This is a genomic window from Agromyces fucosus (assembly GCF_004134865.1).
Lineage (GTDB): Bacteria > Actinomycetota > Actinomycetes > Actinomycetales > Microbacteriaceae > Agromyces > Agromyces fucosus.
On the sequence record NZ_SDPO01000003.1, the window covers coordinates 462,704 to 480,865 of the forward strand.

Consider the following 18,162-nt stretch of genomic DNA (forward strand, 5'->3'; position numbering starts at 1 on the left):
CGAACGAGAGGAGATGACATGACCGTGACGGATGCGACGACGCCGCTGTCGATCACCGCCGACCCTGTCATCAGACGGCGCATCGGCGCGGTGGCCGCCCGCGTGGCCCTGCTCGCCCCGGTCGTGGCGATCTACGTGATCTTCTTCGTCTGGCCCGTCTTCAGCGTGCTGCTGCGCTCCCTCAGCCCCGAGGGCCGCTTCGACGCAGCGGCCCCAGTGCTCGACTTCGCGAACTACCAGCAGCTCTTCGTCGACGACTTCCTGCTGCGCATCGAATGGCGCACTGTGCTGCTGGCGGTCAACTCGACGCTGCTCACCGTGCTGCTCGCATTCCCGACCGCGTACTTCATCTCGCGACTCTCCAAGCGCACCGCCGGCCTCCTGCTCCTCCTCATCCTCGTGCCGTTCTGGGTCTCGATCGTCGTGCGGCTCTTCGCTGTCACATCGATCCTCAGCCCGAACGGCATCGTCAACCAGTTGAGCCTCGCGCTCGGGTTCGGCGAGACCTCGCTGCTCTACACCCAGGCCGGTACCCTCGTCGGCACGGTGATGTACCTGCTGCCCTACATGGTGCTCGTGCTCTACGCAGGCATGACCTCGGTCGATGACAACCTCGTGCTCGCCGCCCGCACGCTCGGCGCCTCGTCGGTGCGCACGTTCTTCACCGTCTACCTGCCCATGGTGCGGGGGTCGATCGTGAGCGGTGCACTGCTCGTGTTCATCCTCGGCCTCAGCTTCTTCCTCGTGCCCGCCATCCTCGGTGGCCCGCAGGAGCAGACCATCTCTGTCTACATCCAGCAGCAGATCGACGTGTACCAGTGGGGCATCGCGAGCGCCATGGGCATCCTCCTGCTCATCGCCACGATCATCTGCTACATCGCCGTCGTGAAGGTCGCCGGCAGCTTCCAGCCGGGCGGCGTCGGGCCTGCACAGGCGAAGGGCGTGAGCACGTCGCTGCCGTTCCGCTGGTCGCCGTGGATGGCGGTCTCGGCCGTCGCGAGCTTCATCACCATCGCCTTCCTCGTGATCCCCGTGCTCTTCGTGTTCCCGCTCGCGGTCGGCGAGACCGGCACCGTGGTCTTCCCCCCGCGGGGCTTCACGCTGCGCTGGTTCGGCGAGGTGTTCACCAGCCAGACCTGGCTCGGGCCCATCATGCAGAGCATCGTCGTCGCGGTCGGCACTGCGGTGCTCTCGGTCGGCATGGCGCTGATCCTCGCCCGGGTCACGAGCCGCATGACCTCGACCCTCGGCAAGGCCGTCGTCGGCGGGCTCGCGTTCGCCCCCATCGTGACGCCCGCGATCCTCCTTGCGATCGGCATCTATGACGTCGAACTGAAGCTCGGACTCACGGGCACGACCATCGGGCTCATCCTGGCCCACACGATCATCGCCGCACCGCTCAGCTATGCGCTCATCGCCTCGGCCATGAGCGCGGCCGACCGCGGCATCGAGGCCGCCGCGTGGACCCTCGGCGCCTCACGGGCACGCGCTTTCTGGACCATCGTCGTGCGAGGCATCATGCCGAGCGTCGTGGGCGCGTTCGCGATCGCCTTCGTCACCTCGTGGGACGAGGTAGTGCTCGCCCTCTTCATCCAGACCGGGCCGACGAAGACCCTGCCCGTGACCATCTACAAGTACCTCGAGAGCGGGATCGTTCCCACGGTTCCCGCCGTGGCATCGCTGCTCGTGCTCGTCGTCGTCGTGATCGTCGTCGTACGAAGCGTGACAACCCGCGCGACCAACCGCCGCACCTCGGCCCGACAGGAGACGTCATGACCCTCTCGACCGCCCGCCGCATCCCCGGCGACGACACGACGACGGGCGCTCGCCGCGGCGAAGTCCTCGTCTCGAGCATCGGCCTCGACTACAACGGAGTGCCGGCACTCGCCGACACCGACCTGCACGTGCATGCCGGCGAGTTCTTCACGCTGCTCGGCCCGAGCGGCTCGGGCAAGACCACGCTGCTCCGCATCATCGCCGGCCTCCTCGACCCTGCGCGCGGCGCACTTCACATCGATGGCATGGATGTCACGAGAACGCCCACCCAGAAGCGCGACATCGGGTTCGTCTTCCAGAACTATGCGCTGTTCCCACACCTGACCGTCGCCGAGAACATCGAGTACGGACTCAAGGTGCGGAAGATCCCCGGGGCGAAGCGTGCCGCGCGCGTCGCGGAGATGGTGGAGCTCGTCGCGCTCGGCGGATTCGCCGAGCGCTACCCCTCGCAGCTCAGCGGCGGCCAGCAGCAGCGCGTCGCCCTCGGCCGCGCCCTCGCGCAGAACCCGCGGGTGCTGCTCCTCGACGAGCCGCTCGGTGCCCTCGACCGTGGTCTCCGCGAAGAGCTCGGCGCCGAGGTGCGACGCATCCAGCAGGAGTCGAACACCACCGCCGTGTACGTCACGCACGACCAGGAGGAGGCGTTCATCCTCTCGGACCGCATGGGGGTCATGCGCGACGGCCGCATCTGCCAGCTCGGCACTCCCGAGCAGCTCTACCGCGAACCGAAAGACCTCTTCGTCGCGAAGTTCCTCGGCAAGACGAACCTGTTCTCGGGACGCATCACGGGTCTCGACGGGGCGCGCGCAACCGTGCAGGTCGGCGCCCACGAACTCACTGCCCGTGCGAACCCGGCGATCGTCGGCGACGACGTCGTCTGCTCGGTGCGGCCCGAGCAGCTGATCCTCGGCGGGACGGAAGTGCCAGCCGGCCTCCAGCGCATCAGCGAGGCCGTCGTCACCGAGGTGCGGTTCCTCGGCCAGCGCCGGAGCATCCACCTCGACGCCGAGGGCGTGGCGTGCACGGCCGACCTCGACCCCGCGGCATCCGTGCCCGTCGTGGGCGACCGCGTGTCGCTCCTCGTGCGGCCCGGCGAGATCGCACTCGTCGCCGCCGAACCCGAGCACGGCTGAGTCGCACACGCGAACCCGAATCGCACACCCGCCAGAACACCACCCAGCAGTCACGAGAAATCTAGGAGCAGCAATGAGAATCACCCGCCACCGCCTCCTGCTCGCAGGAGCCGCGACGATCGCCTCGGCGGTCGCCCTCACCTCGTGTTCCTCCGCCGGCGCCGGCGCCCCAGCGGAGGACGGCGCCATCAGCGGCGACATCCTCTTCTACGACACGAGCGGCGGCACCGTCTGGGAGGGGCTCGACGCGACGCTCTTCGGCGACTTCACCGACGACACGGGCGTCACCGTGACCGACGACTACAACGAAGCCGCGACGAAGTTCTTCGCCGCGGCCGATGCCGGCCAAGTGCCCTGGAGCCTCGTGTTCCTGCCGACCGTGAACGACGCCGCGAAGGCGGCCGACGACGGGTTCCTCGAGAAGATCGACACCTCGATCGTCCCCGTCGACAAGCTCGTCGAGGGCACGTACGACGAGTACGGCATCGAGGTCGGAACGTTCGGCATGGTGCTGACCTGGGACGACGAGGCCTACCCCGACGTGAAGCCCACCGAGATGGCCGACCTCTGGGATCTCGAGACCTTCCCTGGCAAGCGCTGCTTCTTCAACAACCCGCAGTACGGCTGGACCCTCGAGGCGGCGCTGCTCGCCGACGGCGTGGCACCTGACGAGCTCTATCCGCTCGACGTCGACCGCGCGCTCGCAAAGCTCGACGAGATCAAGGGCGACATCACGTGGTGGACGAGCGGCGCGCAGTCGATCGAGTCCTTCGAGAACGGGTCGTGCGACATCGGCATCCTCTGGGCGAACCGCGCGTTCGTCGCGAGCTCCGAGAACGGCTTCCCGGCCTCGATCACCTGGAACGAGGCCGGCTACTCCAACTCGGTGTGGTCGATCCCGGCCGATGCCCCGAACGCGGCAGCGGCCCAGGAGCTCCTTGCGCACGTGATCGAGAACACCGAGGGCCAGATCGCCTTCGGCAGCAAGGTGCCCACGCCCATCCCGGCGTCGGTCATCGGCCTGGAGCCCTCGTCGTTCCCGGCCGGGGTGCAGCAGTTCCTCCCGATCGGCGACAACGTCACCGACTCGATCAAGCAGGACGTCGGCTACTACTCCGAAAACATCGACGCCGTGCTCGACCAGTTCAACCGCTGGCTCGGCGAGTAGCCGCACCAGCCGCTGCGGTGCCTGCCGCCGGACACGACCGGCGGCAGGCACGGGCACAACACCAGAACCACCGCCGGACCGAAGGAGCCAACGGATGCGTATCGTCTGCATCGACACCGAAGACCAGTACCGCGAGATCGTCGAACGCGACGTCGTCGCGCCCCTGCGGGCGCAGGGCCACGAGTTCGCATGGGTCGACGGCGGGCGGTTCGACCGGCCGGGCGACGCCATCGCGAGCGCCACGGGCTTCGACGCCCTCTACGTGATCGGCGACCAGGGCCCGTTGCCCGCCGGGTTGCTCGAGCAGACGCCGTCGCTGAAGCTCGTCAGCTTCGTCGGAACCGGTGCTCGCCGTTTCGTCGACATGGCCGAAGCGGAACGCGCGGGCGTCACCGTGACCAACGTGCCCGACTTCGCCAGCCAGAGCGTCGCCGAGCACGCGATCGCGCTGATGTTCGCCGTCGCGCGCCGACTGGTCGAGGGTGACGGCATCGTCCGCTCCGGCAACTGGGCCAAGCACCAGGGCGTCAAGCTCGCCGGCGAGCGCATCGGCGTGATCGGTGCGGGCGCGATCGGCTCACGAGTCATCCGTCTCGCGAAGGGGCTCGGCATGGAGCCCGTGTACTGGAGCCGCACCGAAGACGCCGAACGCACCGCCGCGCTCGGCGCCGAGTACGTGAGCCTCGACGAGCTCGTCGCGACCTCGCGCGTCGTCTCGGTGCATGTGACCCACTCGCCCGAGACCGACCGGCTCGTGAATCGGCAGCTCCTCGAACGCCTGCGTCCCGACGCGATCTTCGTCAACACCGCGCGCGCCGAGGTCGTCGACACCGAAGCGCTCGACGAGCTGCTCGCCGCCGGGCGCATCTTCGGCGCCGGCATCGACGTGTTCGCCGAGGAGCCGCCGAGCACCGAGACGCTGCCCTCGATCGGGAGCAACGCCGTCTTCACGCCGCACATCGGATTCCACACCGATGAGGCCGACGACGTGTTCCGGCTCGCGGGCGAGAACATCCTGGCGTTCGCGTCGGGCCGACCGACCAACGTCATCCACTGAAACGGAGCACCACACCCATGCAGATCCGACATGCCTCCCACCCCGCCGACGTCAGCGGGCTGCCCAAGGCTGCGCTGCGCGAGCGATTCGTCGCCGACGCGCTCTTCGAGCCGGGCGAACAGGTGCTCGTCTACACGCACGAGGACCGCATGGTCATCGGCGGCGTCGTGCCGCTCGCGGGCTCGCCCATCGAGCTCGAGAGCCCCGCCGAGCTGCGCAGCGACCGCTTCTGCGATCGACGCGAACTCGCGGTCGTGCAGCTCGGGCAGGGCGGCACCGTCACGGTCGACGGTGTCGAGTACACGCTCGCGCACATGGACGTGCTGTACATCGGCCAGGGCACGCTGAGCGTGGTGTTCGCCGCGAACGGCGACGAGGAAGCGGCGTTCTACCTCGCCTCGGCGCTCTCGTTCAGCGGCCACCCCACCCGGCTCGTCCGCCTGCAGGATGCGAACACCACGCAGACCGGCGACGCGTCGACCGCAAACCGCCGCACGGTCTACAAGCACATCCACGCCGACGGTGCGCAGAGCGACCAGCTCGTGCTCGGCATCACGGCGCTCGAACCGGGCAGCGTCTGGAACAGCATGCCGCCGCACACCCACGATCGGCGCACCGAGATCTACCTGTACTTCGGGTTGCCCGAGGGGCACCGCATCCAGCACGTGATGGGCGAACCCGACGACACTCGCACGCTCGTGCTCTCCGACCGCGACGCGGTGATCTCGCCGAGCTGGTCGGTGCACTTCGGGTCCGGCACGACGAACTATGCGTTCGTGTGGGTGATGGCCGGCGAGAACCAGGCCTTCACCGACATGGATCAGATCGCCGTCACGGCCCTCGCCTGACGTGGGCTGCCGCTAGCGTAGGGGCACCCCCTGCGACCTGCGGTCGTTCGCACCACAGTTCTCTCACGAAAGGGACGCCCGATGGCCGATACGTCGGAGAAGCAGCGCGATGCCGGCGGCACGACCGGCACGCAGAGCGTGGACCGCGCGCTGCAGGTGCTGCTCCAGATCGCCGAGAGCCCGCCGCCCGGACTCACGCTCGCAGCGTGCAGCTCGATCCTCGGCTACTCCAAGCCCACGACGCTGCGCATCCTGCGCACGCTCGAGGCGCGGCAGTTCCTGCGCTTCGACGAGGAGCTCGGCGTGTACACCCTCGGCGTGGCGACCGTGCAGCTCGGGTCGGAATACCTGAACCGGCTCGACCTGCGTCGCGCCGCGCTGCCGTCGATGCGCTCGCTCGTCGACGAGACGCGGGAGACCGCCCACCTCGGTGTCCTGAGCGGCACCGACGTCGTCTACATCGAACTCGTCGACAGCCCCCAGCCGGTGCGCGTCTTCAGCCGTGTGGGGGCGGCGGTGCCCGCGTACGCCACGGCGATCGGCAAGGCGATCCTCGCCTGGACTCCCGAAGATATGCGCGCCGTGAGCATTCCGCCGTCGCTCGCGCCTCGCACGTCGCACACGCTGCGAACGGCGGCGGACCTCGCCGACGACCTCGCTGCGACCCGGGAACGCGGATTCGCGATCGACGACCAGGAGAACCGCGAGGGCATCCGCGGCTTCGCCGCCCCGGTGTTCGACTTCCAGGGTCGGGCGATCGCGGCGGTCAGCATCGCCGGCCCCGCGACGCGCGTCACTCCTGAATCGGCCGAGGAGCTCGGCTCGCGCATCGTCGGGACCGCGGCGGAGATCTCCGCCTCCATGGGGGCATCGCGGAGCGCGTCGTGAGCGCAGCACCCGGCGGCATCGCCGTCGTGACGGGCGCCAGCCGCGGCATCGGGCGTGCGATCGCCGTCCGGCTCGCCCGAGGTGGTGCCGACGTCATCGGCGTCGGCTCGTCGATCGAGGGGCTTGCGGATGTCGCGTCCGAGATCCGCGGGCTCGGGCGGGCGTTCGAGCCGCTCGTCGCCGACCTCGCCGACCCCGATGCCGCGCTCGAGCTCGCCGGGCGCATCACTGATGCTCACGGCACGCCCGACGTGCTCGTGCAGGCCGCCGGCATCAATCGCCGCTCGCCCGCAGCGGAGCATGCGATCGCCGACTGGGACGACGTCATCGGCGTCAACCTGCGATCGCCGTTCATCCTTGCACGAGAGCTCGGGCGTGGCATGGTCGAGCGCGGCAGCGGCAAGATCGTGTTCATCGCGTCGCTCCTGAGCTTCCAGGGCGGACTCACCGTGCCCGGGTACGCGGCGAGCAAGGGCGGTATCGCGCAGCTCACGAAGGCGCTCGCGAACGAATGGGCGGCGCACGGCGTCAACGTCAACGCCGTCGCGCCCGGCTACGTCGCGACCGACATGAACGTGGCCATCCAGGCCGACCCCGTACGGCACCGGCAGATCTCCGAGCGCATCCCAGCGGGTCGCTGGGCGACGCCCGACGACATCGCTGGCGCCGCGGTCTTCCTCGCGTCGAACGACGCCGCGTACATCCATGGGGTCGTGCTGCCCGTCGACGGGGGATGGCTCGGGCGCTGAGCGAGCGCCGTCAGGTGAGCGGATGCGACGCGGCATCCGCGTCAGTTCGAACGCGCGTCAGCCGGTGGTGCGCCCAGTCTGGAGCGGCGCAGAGCGCGCCAGCGCTCGACCGCTTCGGGCGCGACGTAGACCTCGAGGTGGAATCGCTGACGCGGGGCATCTCGTTCGCGAGGAGGAAGGCGCCGATACCAGCGGAGGATGGTCGCGACGCGCTGGCCGGGTCAGCCTGAATTCATGGACACATCGACACGCACTCGCTCGAACCTCCCGAACAGAACGACCACCCCGGGCATCCGGTTCTTCCGGTCCCGCCGTCTGCTCGGCGCCATCGGGACCCTCGCCCTGATCGGCCTGGGCGCCGCGCACACGATCACCAACGCCGTCGGCTTCGCAGCGGACCCGGATGCCTCGTGGCCGCTGTTCCTCGCCTTCGGGGTCGGCGTCAGCCTCGTGCTCTGGGCGATCGCGGTCATCGCGTGGCGCTCCTCGCGCCGCAGGGTCGGACGCGTCACGCGCGTGGTCATCGCGGTCGTGGGCGTACTCCTCTGCCTGATGGCCGTCAACGTGCTGCGCGTGCACCCCGAGATCATCTTCTCGCCCGCCGGACCCGGGCTGTGGTCGCTCATCGGAGGCCCGGCGCTGCTGGCCGCGGCGCTGCTGCCGGTGCGGGTGAGGTGAGCCCATGGAGCAGCGCTCATCGAGAAGCTTCCGCGCTCTCCGGTCCGTGCCGTGGTGGATCTCGGCCGCGTGGGCGGTCGGCTATCTCGTGGCGGGTACCGCATGGGGTCTCGAGGCAGCGGGATACCCGTTCTCCGGCGGCGGCGCCGGGCCGCGTGCCTCGGTGATGGATCCGTTGCCGAGCCAGGTCGGCGGCGGGATCCTCGCCGGGGCGGCCGCGCTCGCCGGCGTGCTGGTCGTGCTGATCGCGCGTCGCCCGGCCGCCCGCGCTCCGGCGGCCGGCGCAGTGCTCGTCGGCATGACGCTGGCCGTCGTCCTCACCGATTTCCGGGTGCTGGTGTTCGCCGCGTACTTGCCCGTGATGGCCGTTGCGGCCCTCCTCGGCCACGTCGACCCGCATATCATGGCGACAATGCTCATCTGGCCGAACATCAACCAAATGGTTCTGATGGTCGCCGGTGCCTGCCTCGCCTCCCTCGGCATTCGCGGCCTGATGGCACGGAATCGCGCAGGTGAGACGACGACGGATGACGCTGCGCCCGAGCTGCGGGCCGCGAGCGCGCTTCGCGTGGGCCGCTGGGCGACCGGCGTCGCCGTCGCCGTTCCCGTCGGGTACGCGATCACCCGAATCGGGTGGTTCGCCGGACTGCCGATCGGCATCAGCCCTGGCTTCATGCAGGAGCTCGACGACGCCCGCGCCGCACCCATCGGCGCCGGACTGGGCGGCGTCGCGCTCCTCGGCGCCGTGCTGACCCTCGGCCTCGTCTGTCGCTGGGGCGAAGTCTGGCCGCGCTGGGTGCCGTTCCTGCGGGGGCGAGCGATCCCACCACGGCTCCCCGCTTTCCTCGCGATCGCCATCTCGTTGCCGATCATGTCGGCCGGCCTGATGTACGTGCGGAAGATGCTCGCGGGCGAGGAGTTCGGGGCGACCGGGGCGGAGCACGAGCCGGGAGCATGGCTGCCCGAGATGTTCTTCCCGGTGTGGGGTGCGGCGCTTGCGATCGCAGCGCTCGCCTACCTCCAGCGGCGAGCGGCCGGTCGGGAGTTGCAGAGTCGATCCGCAGGCTACCGCGGCCTGGTGAGCGCATGAACTCCCACATCGACGCTGGGCCGCCACCGACCGACGGGCGGCGGGACGGCCTGTTCAGGAGGAACCCCGCGCTCACCGACCTGGTCGTGGCGGCGGCCTACGCGATCCCGCTCGGCCTCGTGTCACTGCGCCTGCTGCAGCTCTCCGAGAGCTCACTCGTGTGGCGGGTGCTCGCAGGTGTCGCGGTCGTCGTGCTGCATGCCGCGACGGCGTTCCGCCGTCGTTGGCCCCGACTCGCGTTCGGCGTCGGCGCGGGAATGGCGATGGTGCTCGCGCTGCTCCCTCCATTGCAGGATGCCGCGGGCAACGCATATCCGGCGTTCGCGCTGCCGAGCATCCTCGTCTTCGGCGTGCTCGTGTTCACCGCGGCACGGGTGCTCGATGCACGGGCCGGCTGGGCCTGCCTGGCCGTCGCGCTCGCCGTGGCCGCCGTCGTCGTTGTTCGGCTCTGGAACCCGCAGGTCTGGGGTAGGCCATCCGACGACGGCGAGCTCATCATCTGGCGTGCCGCGCTGACGCTCGGCATCACGGCGACGATCCTCTGCCTCTGGGCGCTGGGCCGGCTCGCCCGAGTGCGAGACGCCTATGTCGCCGAGCTGAGAGAGAAGTCGGAACGGGCCGATGCCGATCGGGCGCGTGAACGTGCGGAGGCGGCTCGCGCCGAACGGGATCGCATCAGCCGGGAACTCCATGACATCGTCTCCCACTCCTTGGCGGTCATGGTGAGCCAGGCCGAAGGCGGCCGCCTCTCCGATCCGGCCGCACCGGCTGCGGCGACGTTCGCCACGATCTCGAGGATCGGCCGCGAATCGCTGCGGGACATGCGCGGACTGCTGGGCGTGCTGAGATCGGATGTCGCAACCGAGCGTGTGCCCCAACCGGGCCTGGCAGATCTGCCGGCACTGGTGAGCCGGGTGCGAGCGGCCGGCGTGGAGCTCGTCGACGAGGCATCCGGTGGCCGGCGTCGGCTACGCCCCGCCGCCGACCTCGCCGCGTACCGAGTCGTGCAGGAGGCACTGACCAACGTGCTCAAGCACGCGGGCCCCGCGCCTGAGGCGCGTCTCGACCTCGACTGGCAGGAAGACTGGCTCGTCATCCGCGTCCAGGACTCCGGCCCCGGCCCGCGCGTCGACGACGATCGGGGCGGTGCCGGGCTGGAGGGCATGCGGGAGCGACTGCAGATCATCGGCGGCTCGCTCGAGACCGGTGGTCGCGCTGGCCAGGGGTTCACGCTCACCGCGACCATCCCCTACGACGACGGGAGTCTGCCATGATCCGTCTGCTGATCGTCGACGATCAGGAACTCCTGCGACAGGGCCTGGCGATGGTGGCTCGATCCCAACCCGACATGGAGGTCATCGCCGAAGCCGGCCATGGCGGCGAGGCGCTCCGGGTGCTCGAGACCGAGCCGGTCGACGTCGTCGTGATGGATGTTCGCATGCCGGTCATGGACGGTATCGTGGCCACGCGCGAGATCCAGAAGCTCGACGAACCGCCCAAGGTGCTCGTGCTCACGACCTTCGACCTCGACGAGTACGCGTTCGACGCGCTCCGTGCCGGGGCGAGCGGCTTCATCCTGAAGGATGCACCCGGCGAGGAGATCATCGCCGCGATCCGGCACGTCGCAAGCGGCGACTCCGTCATCGCCCCGGCGACCACCCGTCGCCTCATCGACCACCTCACCGCTCCGACCGGAGACCCAGACGCCGTTTTGGGCAGGCTCACCGAACGGGAGCGAGACGTCTTCCTCGGCCTCGCCCGCGGCGACTCGAACGCGGAGATCGGGGCGCAGCTGTTCCTCTCCGAGACCACGGTGAAGACCCATGTCGGGCGCATCCTGAGCAAGCTCGGCCTCCGAGACCGCATCCAGGCCGTGGTGCTGGCCTACGAGACCGGCGTCGTCGCACGCGGCACCGCACGCGGCGACGGTGCGAGCCGAGCGGGCCGAGCGGACTGAGCTCAGCCGGCGCGGCCGTCGGCGCCGCGCGGCGCATACCGTGCCAGCGTGATGCCCGTGCCCGTCGTCATGCTGCTGAGCAACGTCAGCTCCTGATGCACCCCGTCGAACATGCGCTGCCCGGTGCCGAGCAGCAGCGGGTGGATGATCAGCACGTACTCGTCGATGAGCCCGGCGTTCGCGAGCGCGCGCACGAGCTCGCCGCTGCCGAGGATCGAGAGGTCACCGTCATCCGTCGCCTTCAGCTCGGCGACCGTCTGCACGGCGTCGCCCGCGACGACCGTGGAGCGCTGCCAGTCGAGTTCGAGTGACGGATGTCGCGTGACGACGTACTTCTCGGCGCGGTTGAGGTGCTCGGTGAACGGGTTGCCGTCGGTCTGGTGCGGCCAGTACGCGGCCATGTGATCGTACGTGCGGTGGCCGAAGAGCATCGCGCCGGTCTGCGCCATGCCCTTGGCCATCTCGGCGCCCAGCTCGGGGTCGGCGTTCGCGCCGAGCGCCCAGCCGCCGTCGGCGAACCCGCCGCGGGTGTCTTCGTCGGGTGACATCGGCGACTGCATCACGCCGTCGAGCGAGAGGTGGTTGGTCACGGTGATCCTGCGCATGCGGTTGCGTGACCTTCAGTCGGGCGGGATGTTCTGGTTGAGCCGGAAGAGGTTCGTCGGGTCGTATGTGCGCTTGAGCGTCTTGAGCCGGTCGTACTTCTCAGCGCCGTAGGCCTCGCGGATGCGCGCCTCGCCCTCGTCCATGAGGAAGTTCACGTAGACGCTCGTGTGGAACGGCTTCAGCGCCGTCCAGAAGTCGCGCACCCATTCGCGTTCGGCATCGAAGCCCACGGATGTCTCGGTGGCCGCGTTGATGTTGAAGGTGTGTCCGACGCTCCGTCCGTTGAACGCCGTGTCGTTCTCGCCGACCCTTGCGACGGCACCGCCCATCTGCCAGATCGGGAAGCTCGTGAACGGCGACTGGATGCGCCGCGTGTGCTCGACGGTGATGTCGATGACCTCGTCGCTCAACTCGGCGACGTCGCAGGAGCGGAAGTAGTACCAGCGGCCGGGCGGGAAGGACGGGTCGAACATCGACTGGTGCTCGAGGTAGGGCTTCGGCTCGCAGAGGTCGAGCACCGGTGAGCCGAATCGCTTCATCGGGCGGACGATCCGCTCGCCCTCTTCGATGTCGCCGGTGTAGCAGCAGACCACGCCGACGATGAGCTTGCCGTGCAGCTCGGCAGGAACGTAGGGGAGCGGCGGCGCCTTGCGATGCATCACGATCGTCATGAGCTCGTCGGGTGCATCGGCGATCCAGTCTCGGTAGAAGCGCAGCACCTGCGGCGACTGCTCGATCGGCCAGAAGATCGGGCCGGCGACGACCGTCGGGCCGACCTCGACGAGGTTGAAGTCGAACGCGGTGACGATGCCGAAGTTGCCGCCACCGCCGCGCACGCCCCAGAACAGGTCGGCATTCTCGGCCTCGTTCGCGACGACGCGCTCGCCCTCGGCAGTGGTGAGCTCGACCGAAGCGAGCTGGTCGATGCTGAGGCCGTGCTTGCGCATGATCCAGCCGATGCCGCCGCCGAGTGTCAGCCCGGCCACGCCGGTGTGCGTGACGATGCCGCTCGGCACGGCGAGCCCCGAGGGCAGCGTCGCCTGGTCGAGGTCGCCGAGCAGTGCGCCCGCCTGCACGTGAACCGTGCGGGCCTCGGGGTCGACCGTGACCGCTCGCATCGGGGCGAGGTCGATCACGACGCCGTCGTCGCAGACCGAGAGGCCGGGAAAGCTGTGGCCGCCGCCGCGCACGGCGACGGGCAGGCCCGTGCGGCGGGCGAAGAGGAGCGCCGCACCGATGTCGTCGGCCCCCGTGCACCGGGCGATCACGGCGGGACGGCGATCGATCGAACCGTTCCAGACCCTGCGGTGCTCGTCGAAGCCGGCATCCTCGGGCCGCACCAGTTCGCCAGCGAACCCCGATGCCAGCTCGCTGAACGCAGCTGCATCGACCGCCACGGTCATGCCGCCAAGCTACTCCTCGGGTGTCGTGCCCGCCAGCCGCGATATCGTCGTCTCGCCACCCACCAGAAGGAGCCCGACGCCATGCCCGAACTCATCCTCGCCGGCAACGAGCAGCAGACCGTGCCCGTCGTGATCTCGATCGCGCAGGGCCTCGGCTACGAGGCCACGCAGCCGTCGCAGGGCAGCATCAAGCTCGAGCGCGGCAACCTGTCGAAGACGCTGCTGCTCGGGGCGATGGCGGGCAAGAACTTCCACATCTCGTTCACGTTCGACATCGGCGTCGACCACTACGGCAACACGTGGCTCCGCTTCGACCAGGATGGCGCGCTCGGCGCCGTCAAGGGCGGCGCGATCGGGTACGCGAAGAGCAAGAACGCCTTCGGCGAGTTCGTCAACGCGATGCGCACCGAGACGATGCAGCGCGGGATGCTGCTGGGCGAGCGGTAGCGGTAGGGCGCGACTTCGAGCGGGCACCAGCAGGACTCGGTGCGGCCACGCGCCGACCCTCGAGCCCAACGCGCTGCTGCGGGACTCATCTGTCGCTGAGTCGATGCACCAGTTCTCGCAGCTCGGGAAAGCTCCGGGTCGCAGTGACCCACAAGGCTGCGGCATCGACGCGGTCGTAGTGGTGCACGACGAAGTCGCGATTGCGTGCCGCCTGCGACCAGAGCGGATCGTCGAAGCGTGCAGGATCCGCGTTCGCCAAGCGCTTGGCGAGTTCCCCGACGCGGTTCGACAGCGCCTCGAAGGCGAGCGGCAACGCCGCGTCATGATCGAACGCCTCACGCCCGCGAGCGGCGAGCGCTGCGGCATCGTCGAGCGTCGCCGCCAGATCGCTCAACCATCGGTCGATCCGGTCGTCGGGCCTCACAGGTCGATCGCCGAATCGAGCACGTCGCGGTCTCGCTCGGGATCGAGTGATCGGCTCGAAACCACATCGACGGGACGTTCGAACACGGCCTCGAGGTCGAGCTCGAACTGCGCCAGGTCGAACAGCGATGCGTCATCGGCCGGCGTGACGAGGAGGTCGATGTCGCTCGATGCGGTCTCTTCGCCCCGGGCGACTGAACCGAAGACCTGCACCGAACCGATCCGGTTGGCGCGTGCCAGTCGTGCGACGAGCGTGCGGCGTCGACGGAGGTCGTCGAGTAGTGAGCGGCGGCCCGCGTCGGCCGCCGCGGCTGCGTCGAACGCGCCAGCCGATCCGCTGTCTGCCGCGGTCCTGGCGGCATCCCCTCTGGAGATGTACTGCGCATAGGGCACCAACACCGCCTCGGGGCGCCGATGCGCCCCAATGACGATCGGCTCGGCGTCGGGCCGGTCGCGGAACTCGCGGAGCAGGCTCGAGAGGCCGGCGCGCGCCTCGGCGACTGGCACCACCGGAATTGGCGCGGCCGGAACTGGCGCGGCCGGAAGCGTGCTGGTCATCCGCTGATTCTACGCCGGTTGTACATGAATATGTACAATTTTCAGCAGCGGGGTGCGTGCTGCGACCTGCCGCGAAGCGGGGTGACTTCTCCGGTTTAACTAGGTCAATTGACCCACTTGCCCTACGCTCAGTCGCACACGGTCGAATGAAGCGCAAAGGAGCGCCCATGCCCACCCACTTGCACCGAACCGCCGCGGGTCTCGCCCTCGCCACGGCGGCCGCCCTCGCACTCGTCCCGACCGCCGCGGCAGCGGCCGCGCCGGTCGGCACCGAGACGAGTAGCAGTCGCCCGGCCGCGAAGCCGGGCCCCGCGGCATCCGATGATGGAAGCACCGTCACGACGCCCGACGGCCCCGTCTTCATCACCGATGAGCAGGGCCGCGCGCTGCAGCTTCGCGGCTACAACGCGGCCAAGTACGTGCACGACCGGCTGACGCCCGCCGACATCGAGTCGATGGCCGACCAGGGCTTCAACTTCCTGCGGCTCGTCGTGCAGTGGCAGTACTTCGAGCCCGAGCAGGGCGACTACGACGAGGCGTACTTCGACTACGTCGACTCGGTGCTCGACGCGGCCGACCGCGAGGGCGTGCACGTCATGCTCGACATGCACCAAGACGTCTACGGGCCCGTGTTCGGCGCCTCGGGTGCACCTGAGTGGGCGACCCGCACCGACGGGCTGCCCTTCGTCGACGACCCGGCGAACTGGTTCAACAACTACTTCCAGCCCGCGGTCATGCGCGCCTTCACGCACCTCTACGACGACGCCGACCTGCGTGCCGCGCAGCAGCAGCTCTGGGTCGAGGTCGCCGACCGCTTCGAAGGCCACGACAGCCTGCTCGGCTACGACCTGTTCAACGAGCCCTTCGGCGAGTTCAACGAAGACGAGGACTGGGTCACCGCCTCGGCGCGCATCGAGTCGACCAAGATCAGCGACATGTACGACCGGCTGATCGACGCGGTGCGCTCGGTCGACGAGGAGTCGTGGATCTTCCTCGAGCCGACCGTGCTCGTCGGCTACGGCGTACCCACGCAGCTGCGCACCTTCGACGACCCGAAGCTCGGCTACGCCCCGCACTTCTACAACACGGGCGTCGAAGAGGGCGGCGACTGGACCGGCGACGACTTCGTCGTCAACTACGAGGCCGCGATCTCGGCGTACCCGACCGCGAACGGCATGCCGCTGATCGTCGGCGAATGGGGCGTGCCCAACTCGCGCACGCCCGGCAACGCCGCGCTCGTCGCCGCACAGGTCGCGGCCATGGAGCGCTTCGCGAGCGGCTGGTCGATCTGGTACTACTGCCGCAGCGACGGCGGCGGATACTGCGCGATGGATGCCGCGGGTGGTGCCGCTCCCGGCAACGAGCCCGCGTTCGGTCCGTACGCACGGGCGATCTCCGGTGTGCCCGGCGCCGAGCACTTCGATGCCGCAACCGGCGACTACACCGTGAGCTTCACGGCCGGTGCCGGCCCGAGCGAGATCTGGGTGCCCAGGTCGACATATGCGCAGGCGCCCGAGGTGTCGATCACGGGCGGCAAGGCGCATTACAACGCGAAGAAGCAGACGCTGCGCATCACGGCGAAGCCCGGTTCGCAGGTGACGCTGACGCTCGAGCGGTGAGGCTACCGGGAGTCGGGGCTACTCCTCGACTCCCGGGTCGCCGCCGTCGAGGCCGCCGTCGGTGGAGTCGCTGAGCGGCGCCGCCTCGTTGTCGGGTGTCTTTGACGGGTCTCTCGTCTCGCCGTCGTCCTTGCGCGGTTGCTCGGTGCCGGTCTCGTCGGCGCGTGTCTCGGCGGCGCCGGTCTTGTCGGCGCCCATCTCATCGGGGCGCAGTTCGTCGTCGGTTCGTCGGGTGCCCTGAGCCTCATCGGGCTCGAAGGGCTGGCCGGAAACGGTCGAGTCGGTCATCGCTCGCTCCTTCGTGGATCGGTGCCGGCGAGCTGTCGTCGGGTCGCTCGGCACTCCCAGCCTCCCGCGATCCGCGTCGCAACGGGAAGGGGTTGACACTCGGGGTGCGGGCGCGCCGCCGCATCCGCTCTCGGTGCTGTTGCTGTTGCTGTTGCTGTTGCTGCTGCTCGGCTCAGCTGTCGCTCGGGCGCAGCACGCCCTCGGGGTCGCGCACGACGACGCGGGCGCGTCCGTCGGGCGCCGTGCCCACGAGACCGGGCGCGGCCGCGAACACGCGCTTCGATCCCTCGCCGACACGGGTCACCTCGGAGAAGTCGAGCACGAGGCATCCGCTGTCGCCGACGAAGGGGGTGAGGCGCGTGAGCACCTCCTCGGCGCCGGCGAAGAAGATCTCGCCGCGGAGCACCGCGATGGTGTCGGCGCCCTCGCGCTCGAGCGAGGCGATCGGCGACAGCGGCGCGCCGTGGTGCTGCAGCATGTGCAGGCCGTGCCGCTCCGACAGCAGCTCGAGCGTCGCGACCCCGCGGGCACTGTTGCCGCGCGCGTCGAGGCGCGGGCTGAAGGTGCCGATGCCGAACTGTCCGGGCTGCACCGCGGCGATGCCGCCGCCGACGCCGCTCTTCGCGGGCAGCCCGACGCGCACGAGCCAGTCGCCCGACGCGTCGTACATGCCGCAGCTCGTCATGACGGCCATCGTCCACCGGGCGGCGTCTTCGCTGATGACACGCTCGTCCGTCACGGGGTTCACGCCGCCGGTCGCGAGCGTCGCCGCCATGATCGCGAGGTCGCGCGCGTTGACGGTCAACGAGCACTGGCGGAAGTACGCGGTCGTCGCGACATCCGCCGTCGAACCGAGCGTGCCGGCCGAGCGGGTCAGGTAGGCGAGGGCGCGATTGCGATCGCCGGTGGATGCTTCGGACGAGAACACGTCTTCGTCGACCGAGAGGTCGCGGCCGGCGAACTTGCCGAGCCCCGCCTGCACGAGGGCGAACTTCTCTTCGGCCGTGTCGCCGCGCATGAGCGAGGTCGTCACGATGGCGCCGGCATTGATCATGGGGTTCAGCGGGCGACCGGTCGTGGCCTCCAGGCTGATCGCGTTGAACGGCTCGCCGCTCGGTTCGAGGCCGACATGGCGGTTCACCTCGACCAGGCCGAGCGCATCGACCGCGAGCGCGAAGACGAACGGCTTCGACACCGACTGGATCGTGAACGTCGCGTCGCAGTCGCCGGCCTCGTGCACCACGCCGTGTGTACTCGCGAGTGCGGCGCCGAGCCGGTCGGGATCGACGATCGCGAGTTCGGGGATGTAGCTCGCGACCTCGCCGGCGTTGAGTGGGCGCACGTCGTCGAGCACCGACTCGAGCATGCGTCGAACGGGATCCCGCAATTCCGCCGCCATGGGGTCAGCCTAGGAGGTCGAAGGGGCGGGTGGGGGAAATGGGTTCGGTTGCTTCGTTGACTTGTCCTCCACAGG

19 protein-coding genes are annotated in these 18,162 nt (G+C 69.5%); 13 read left to right on the forward strand and 6 right to left on the reverse strand.

Features of this window, described 5'->3' with window-relative positions; all coding sequences use genetic code 11:
* The first annotated feature begins 18 nt into the window (after nucleotides 1–18).
* The 11 genes from ESP57_RS13655 to ESP57_RS13700 all read left to right on the forward strand — a co-directional run bounded on the left by ESP57_RS13655 (nucleotide 19) and on the right by ESP57_RS13700 (nucleotide 11,344).
* Nucleotides 19–1,776 carry an ABC transporter permease subunit gene (locus tag ESP57_RS13655; RefSeq protein ID WP_129231974.1) on the forward strand — a complete coding sequence of 586 codons (1,758 nt, stop codon included), beginning with the start codon at nucleotides 19–21 and terminating at the stop codon, nucleotides 1,774–1,776.
* Nucleotides 1,773–2,909, forward strand: a complete 1,137-nt coding sequence (locus tag ESP57_RS13660; RefSeq protein ID WP_129231975.1) for an ABC transporter ATP-binding protein — start codon at nucleotides 1,773–1,775, stop codon at nucleotides 2,907–2,909. The genes ESP57_RS13655 and ESP57_RS13660 overlap by 4 nt, the downstream gene beginning before the upstream one ends.
* A gap of 73 nt (nucleotides 2,910–2,982) precedes the next feature.
* Nucleotides 2,983–4,077 (forward strand): extracellular solute-binding protein, encoded by a 1,095-nt coding sequence (locus tag ESP57_RS13665; protein ID WP_129231976.1) that lies wholly within the window; start codon nucleotides 2,983–2,985, stop codon nucleotides 4,075–4,077.
* A 94-nt stretch (nucleotides 4,078–4,171) separates the two neighbouring features.
* The gene (locus tag ESP57_RS13670; RefSeq protein ID WP_129231977.1) at nucleotides 4,172–5,134 is read left to right on the forward strand and encodes a 2-hydroxyacid dehydrogenase; all 963 of its coding nucleotides are present in this window, start codon (nucleotides 4,172–4,174) and stop codon (nucleotides 5,132–5,134) included.
* 17 nt (nucleotides 5,135–5,151) lie between these two features.
* Nucleotides 5,152–5,982, forward strand: coding sequence for a 5-dehydro-4-deoxy-D-glucuronate isomerase (gene kduI, locus ESP57_RS13675; RefSeq protein ID WP_129231978.1), 831 nt, complete (start codon nucleotides 5,152–5,154; stop codon nucleotides 5,980–5,982).
* An 81-nt stretch (nucleotides 5,983–6,063) separates the two neighbouring features.
* Nucleotides 6,064–6,870: an IclR family transcriptional regulator gene (locus ESP57_RS13680; RefSeq protein ID WP_129231979.1), complete on the forward strand. Its 807-nt coding sequence runs from the start codon at nucleotides 6,064–6,066 to the stop codon at nucleotides 6,868–6,870.
* Nucleotides 6,867–7,619 (forward strand): SDR family oxidoreductase, encoded by a 753-nt coding sequence (locus ESP57_RS13685; RefSeq protein WP_129231980.1) that lies wholly within the window; start codon nucleotides 6,867–6,869, stop codon nucleotides 7,617–7,619. The genes ESP57_RS13680 and ESP57_RS13685 overlap by 4 nt, the downstream gene beginning before the upstream one ends.
* Nucleotides 7,620–7,853: 234 nt before the next feature.
* On the forward strand, nucleotides 7,854–8,297 hold the full coding sequence (locus ESP57_RS13690) for a hypothetical protein (RefSeq protein ID WP_129231981.1): 444 nt from the start codon (nucleotides 7,854–7,856) through the stop codon (nucleotides 8,295–8,297).
* A 4-nt stretch (nucleotides 8,298–8,301) separates the two neighbouring features.
* Nucleotides 8,302–9,387 carry a hypothetical protein gene (locus ESP57_RS18480; protein WP_165877479.1) on the forward strand — a complete coding sequence of 362 codons (1,086 nt, stop codon included), beginning with the start codon at nucleotides 8,302–8,304 and terminating at the stop codon, nucleotides 9,385–9,387.
* Nucleotides 9,384–10,661 carry a sensor histidine kinase gene (locus ESP57_RS13695; RefSeq protein ID WP_165877480.1) on the forward strand — a complete coding sequence of 426 codons (1,278 nt, stop codon included), beginning with the start codon at nucleotides 9,384–9,386 and terminating at the stop codon, nucleotides 10,659–10,661. Before ESP57_RS18480 ends, ESP57_RS13695 begins: the two co-directional genes overlap by 4 nt.
* On the forward strand, nucleotides 10,658–11,344 hold the full coding sequence (locus tag ESP57_RS13700; RefSeq protein WP_129231983.1) for a response regulator: 687 nt from the start codon (nucleotides 10,658–10,660) through the stop codon (nucleotides 11,342–11,344). Before ESP57_RS13695 ends, ESP57_RS13700 begins: the two co-directional genes overlap by 4 nt.
* 2 nt (nucleotides 11,345–11,346) lie before the next feature.
* Here the strand turns inward: ESP57_RS13700 and ESP57_RS13705 are convergent, their stop codons facing one another.
* Complete coding sequence (locus ESP57_RS13705) at nucleotides 11,347–11,934, reverse strand: dihydrofolate reductase family protein (protein ID WP_243648532.1); 588 nt, start codon at nucleotides 11,932–11,934, stop codon at nucleotides 11,347–11,349.
* Nucleotides 11,935–11,964: 30 nt separating this feature from the next.
* The gene (locus tag ESP57_RS13710) at nucleotides 11,965–13,353 is read right to left on the reverse strand and encodes an FAD-binding oxidoreductase (RefSeq protein WP_129231985.1); all 1,389 of its coding nucleotides are present in this window, start codon (nucleotides 13,351–13,353) and stop codon (nucleotides 11,965–11,967) included.
* A gap of 81 nt (nucleotides 13,354–13,434) precedes the next feature.
* Here ESP57_RS13710 and ESP57_RS13715 point away from each other — a divergent pair, with 81 nt between their 5' ends.
* Nucleotides 13,435–13,800, forward strand: coding sequence for a hypothetical protein (locus ESP57_RS13715; RefSeq protein WP_056011436.1), 366 nt, complete (start codon nucleotides 13,435–13,437; stop codon nucleotides 13,798–13,800).
* A gap of 85 nt (nucleotides 13,801–13,885) precedes the next feature.
* On the opposite strand, the gene ESP57_RS13720 is transcribed toward ESP57_RS13715, so the two are convergent.
* On the reverse strand, nucleotides 13,886–14,194 hold the full coding sequence (locus ESP57_RS13720) for a HepT-like ribonuclease domain-containing protein (RefSeq protein ID WP_158556756.1): 309 nt from the start codon (nucleotides 14,192–14,194) through the stop codon (nucleotides 13,886–13,888).
* A gap of 26 nt (nucleotides 14,195–14,220) precedes the next feature.
* The gene (locus ESP57_RS13725; RefSeq protein WP_243648533.1) at nucleotides 14,221–14,781 is read right to left on the reverse strand and encodes a nucleotidyltransferase domain-containing protein; all 561 of its coding nucleotides are present in this window, start codon (nucleotides 14,779–14,781) and stop codon (nucleotides 14,221–14,223) included.
* Between the two features lie 167 nt (nucleotides 14,782–14,948).
* Here ESP57_RS13725 and ESP57_RS13730 point away from each other — a divergent pair, with 167 nt between their 5' ends.
* On the forward strand, nucleotides 14,949–16,400 hold the full coding sequence (locus ESP57_RS13730) for a cellulase family glycosylhydrolase (protein WP_165877481.1): 1,452 nt from the start codon (nucleotides 14,949–14,951) through the stop codon (nucleotides 16,398–16,400).
* 18 nt (nucleotides 16,401–16,418) lie between these two features.
* Here the strand turns inward: ESP57_RS13730 and ESP57_RS13735 are convergent, their stop codons facing one another.
* Together ESP57_RS13735 and glsA are read right to left on the reverse strand one after the other, a co-directional pair.
* Nucleotides 16,419–16,688: a hypothetical protein gene (locus ESP57_RS13735; RefSeq protein WP_129231988.1), complete on the reverse strand. Its 270-nt coding sequence runs from the start codon at nucleotides 16,686–16,688 to the stop codon at nucleotides 16,419–16,421.
* A 172-nt stretch (nucleotides 16,689–16,860) separates the two neighbouring features.
* Nucleotides 16,861–18,087 (reverse strand): glutaminase A, encoded by a 1,227-nt coding sequence (gene glsA, locus ESP57_RS13740; RefSeq protein ID WP_129231989.1) that lies wholly within the window; start codon nucleotides 18,085–18,087, stop codon nucleotides 16,861–16,863.
* Nucleotides 18,088–18,162: the final 75 nt, after the last annotated feature.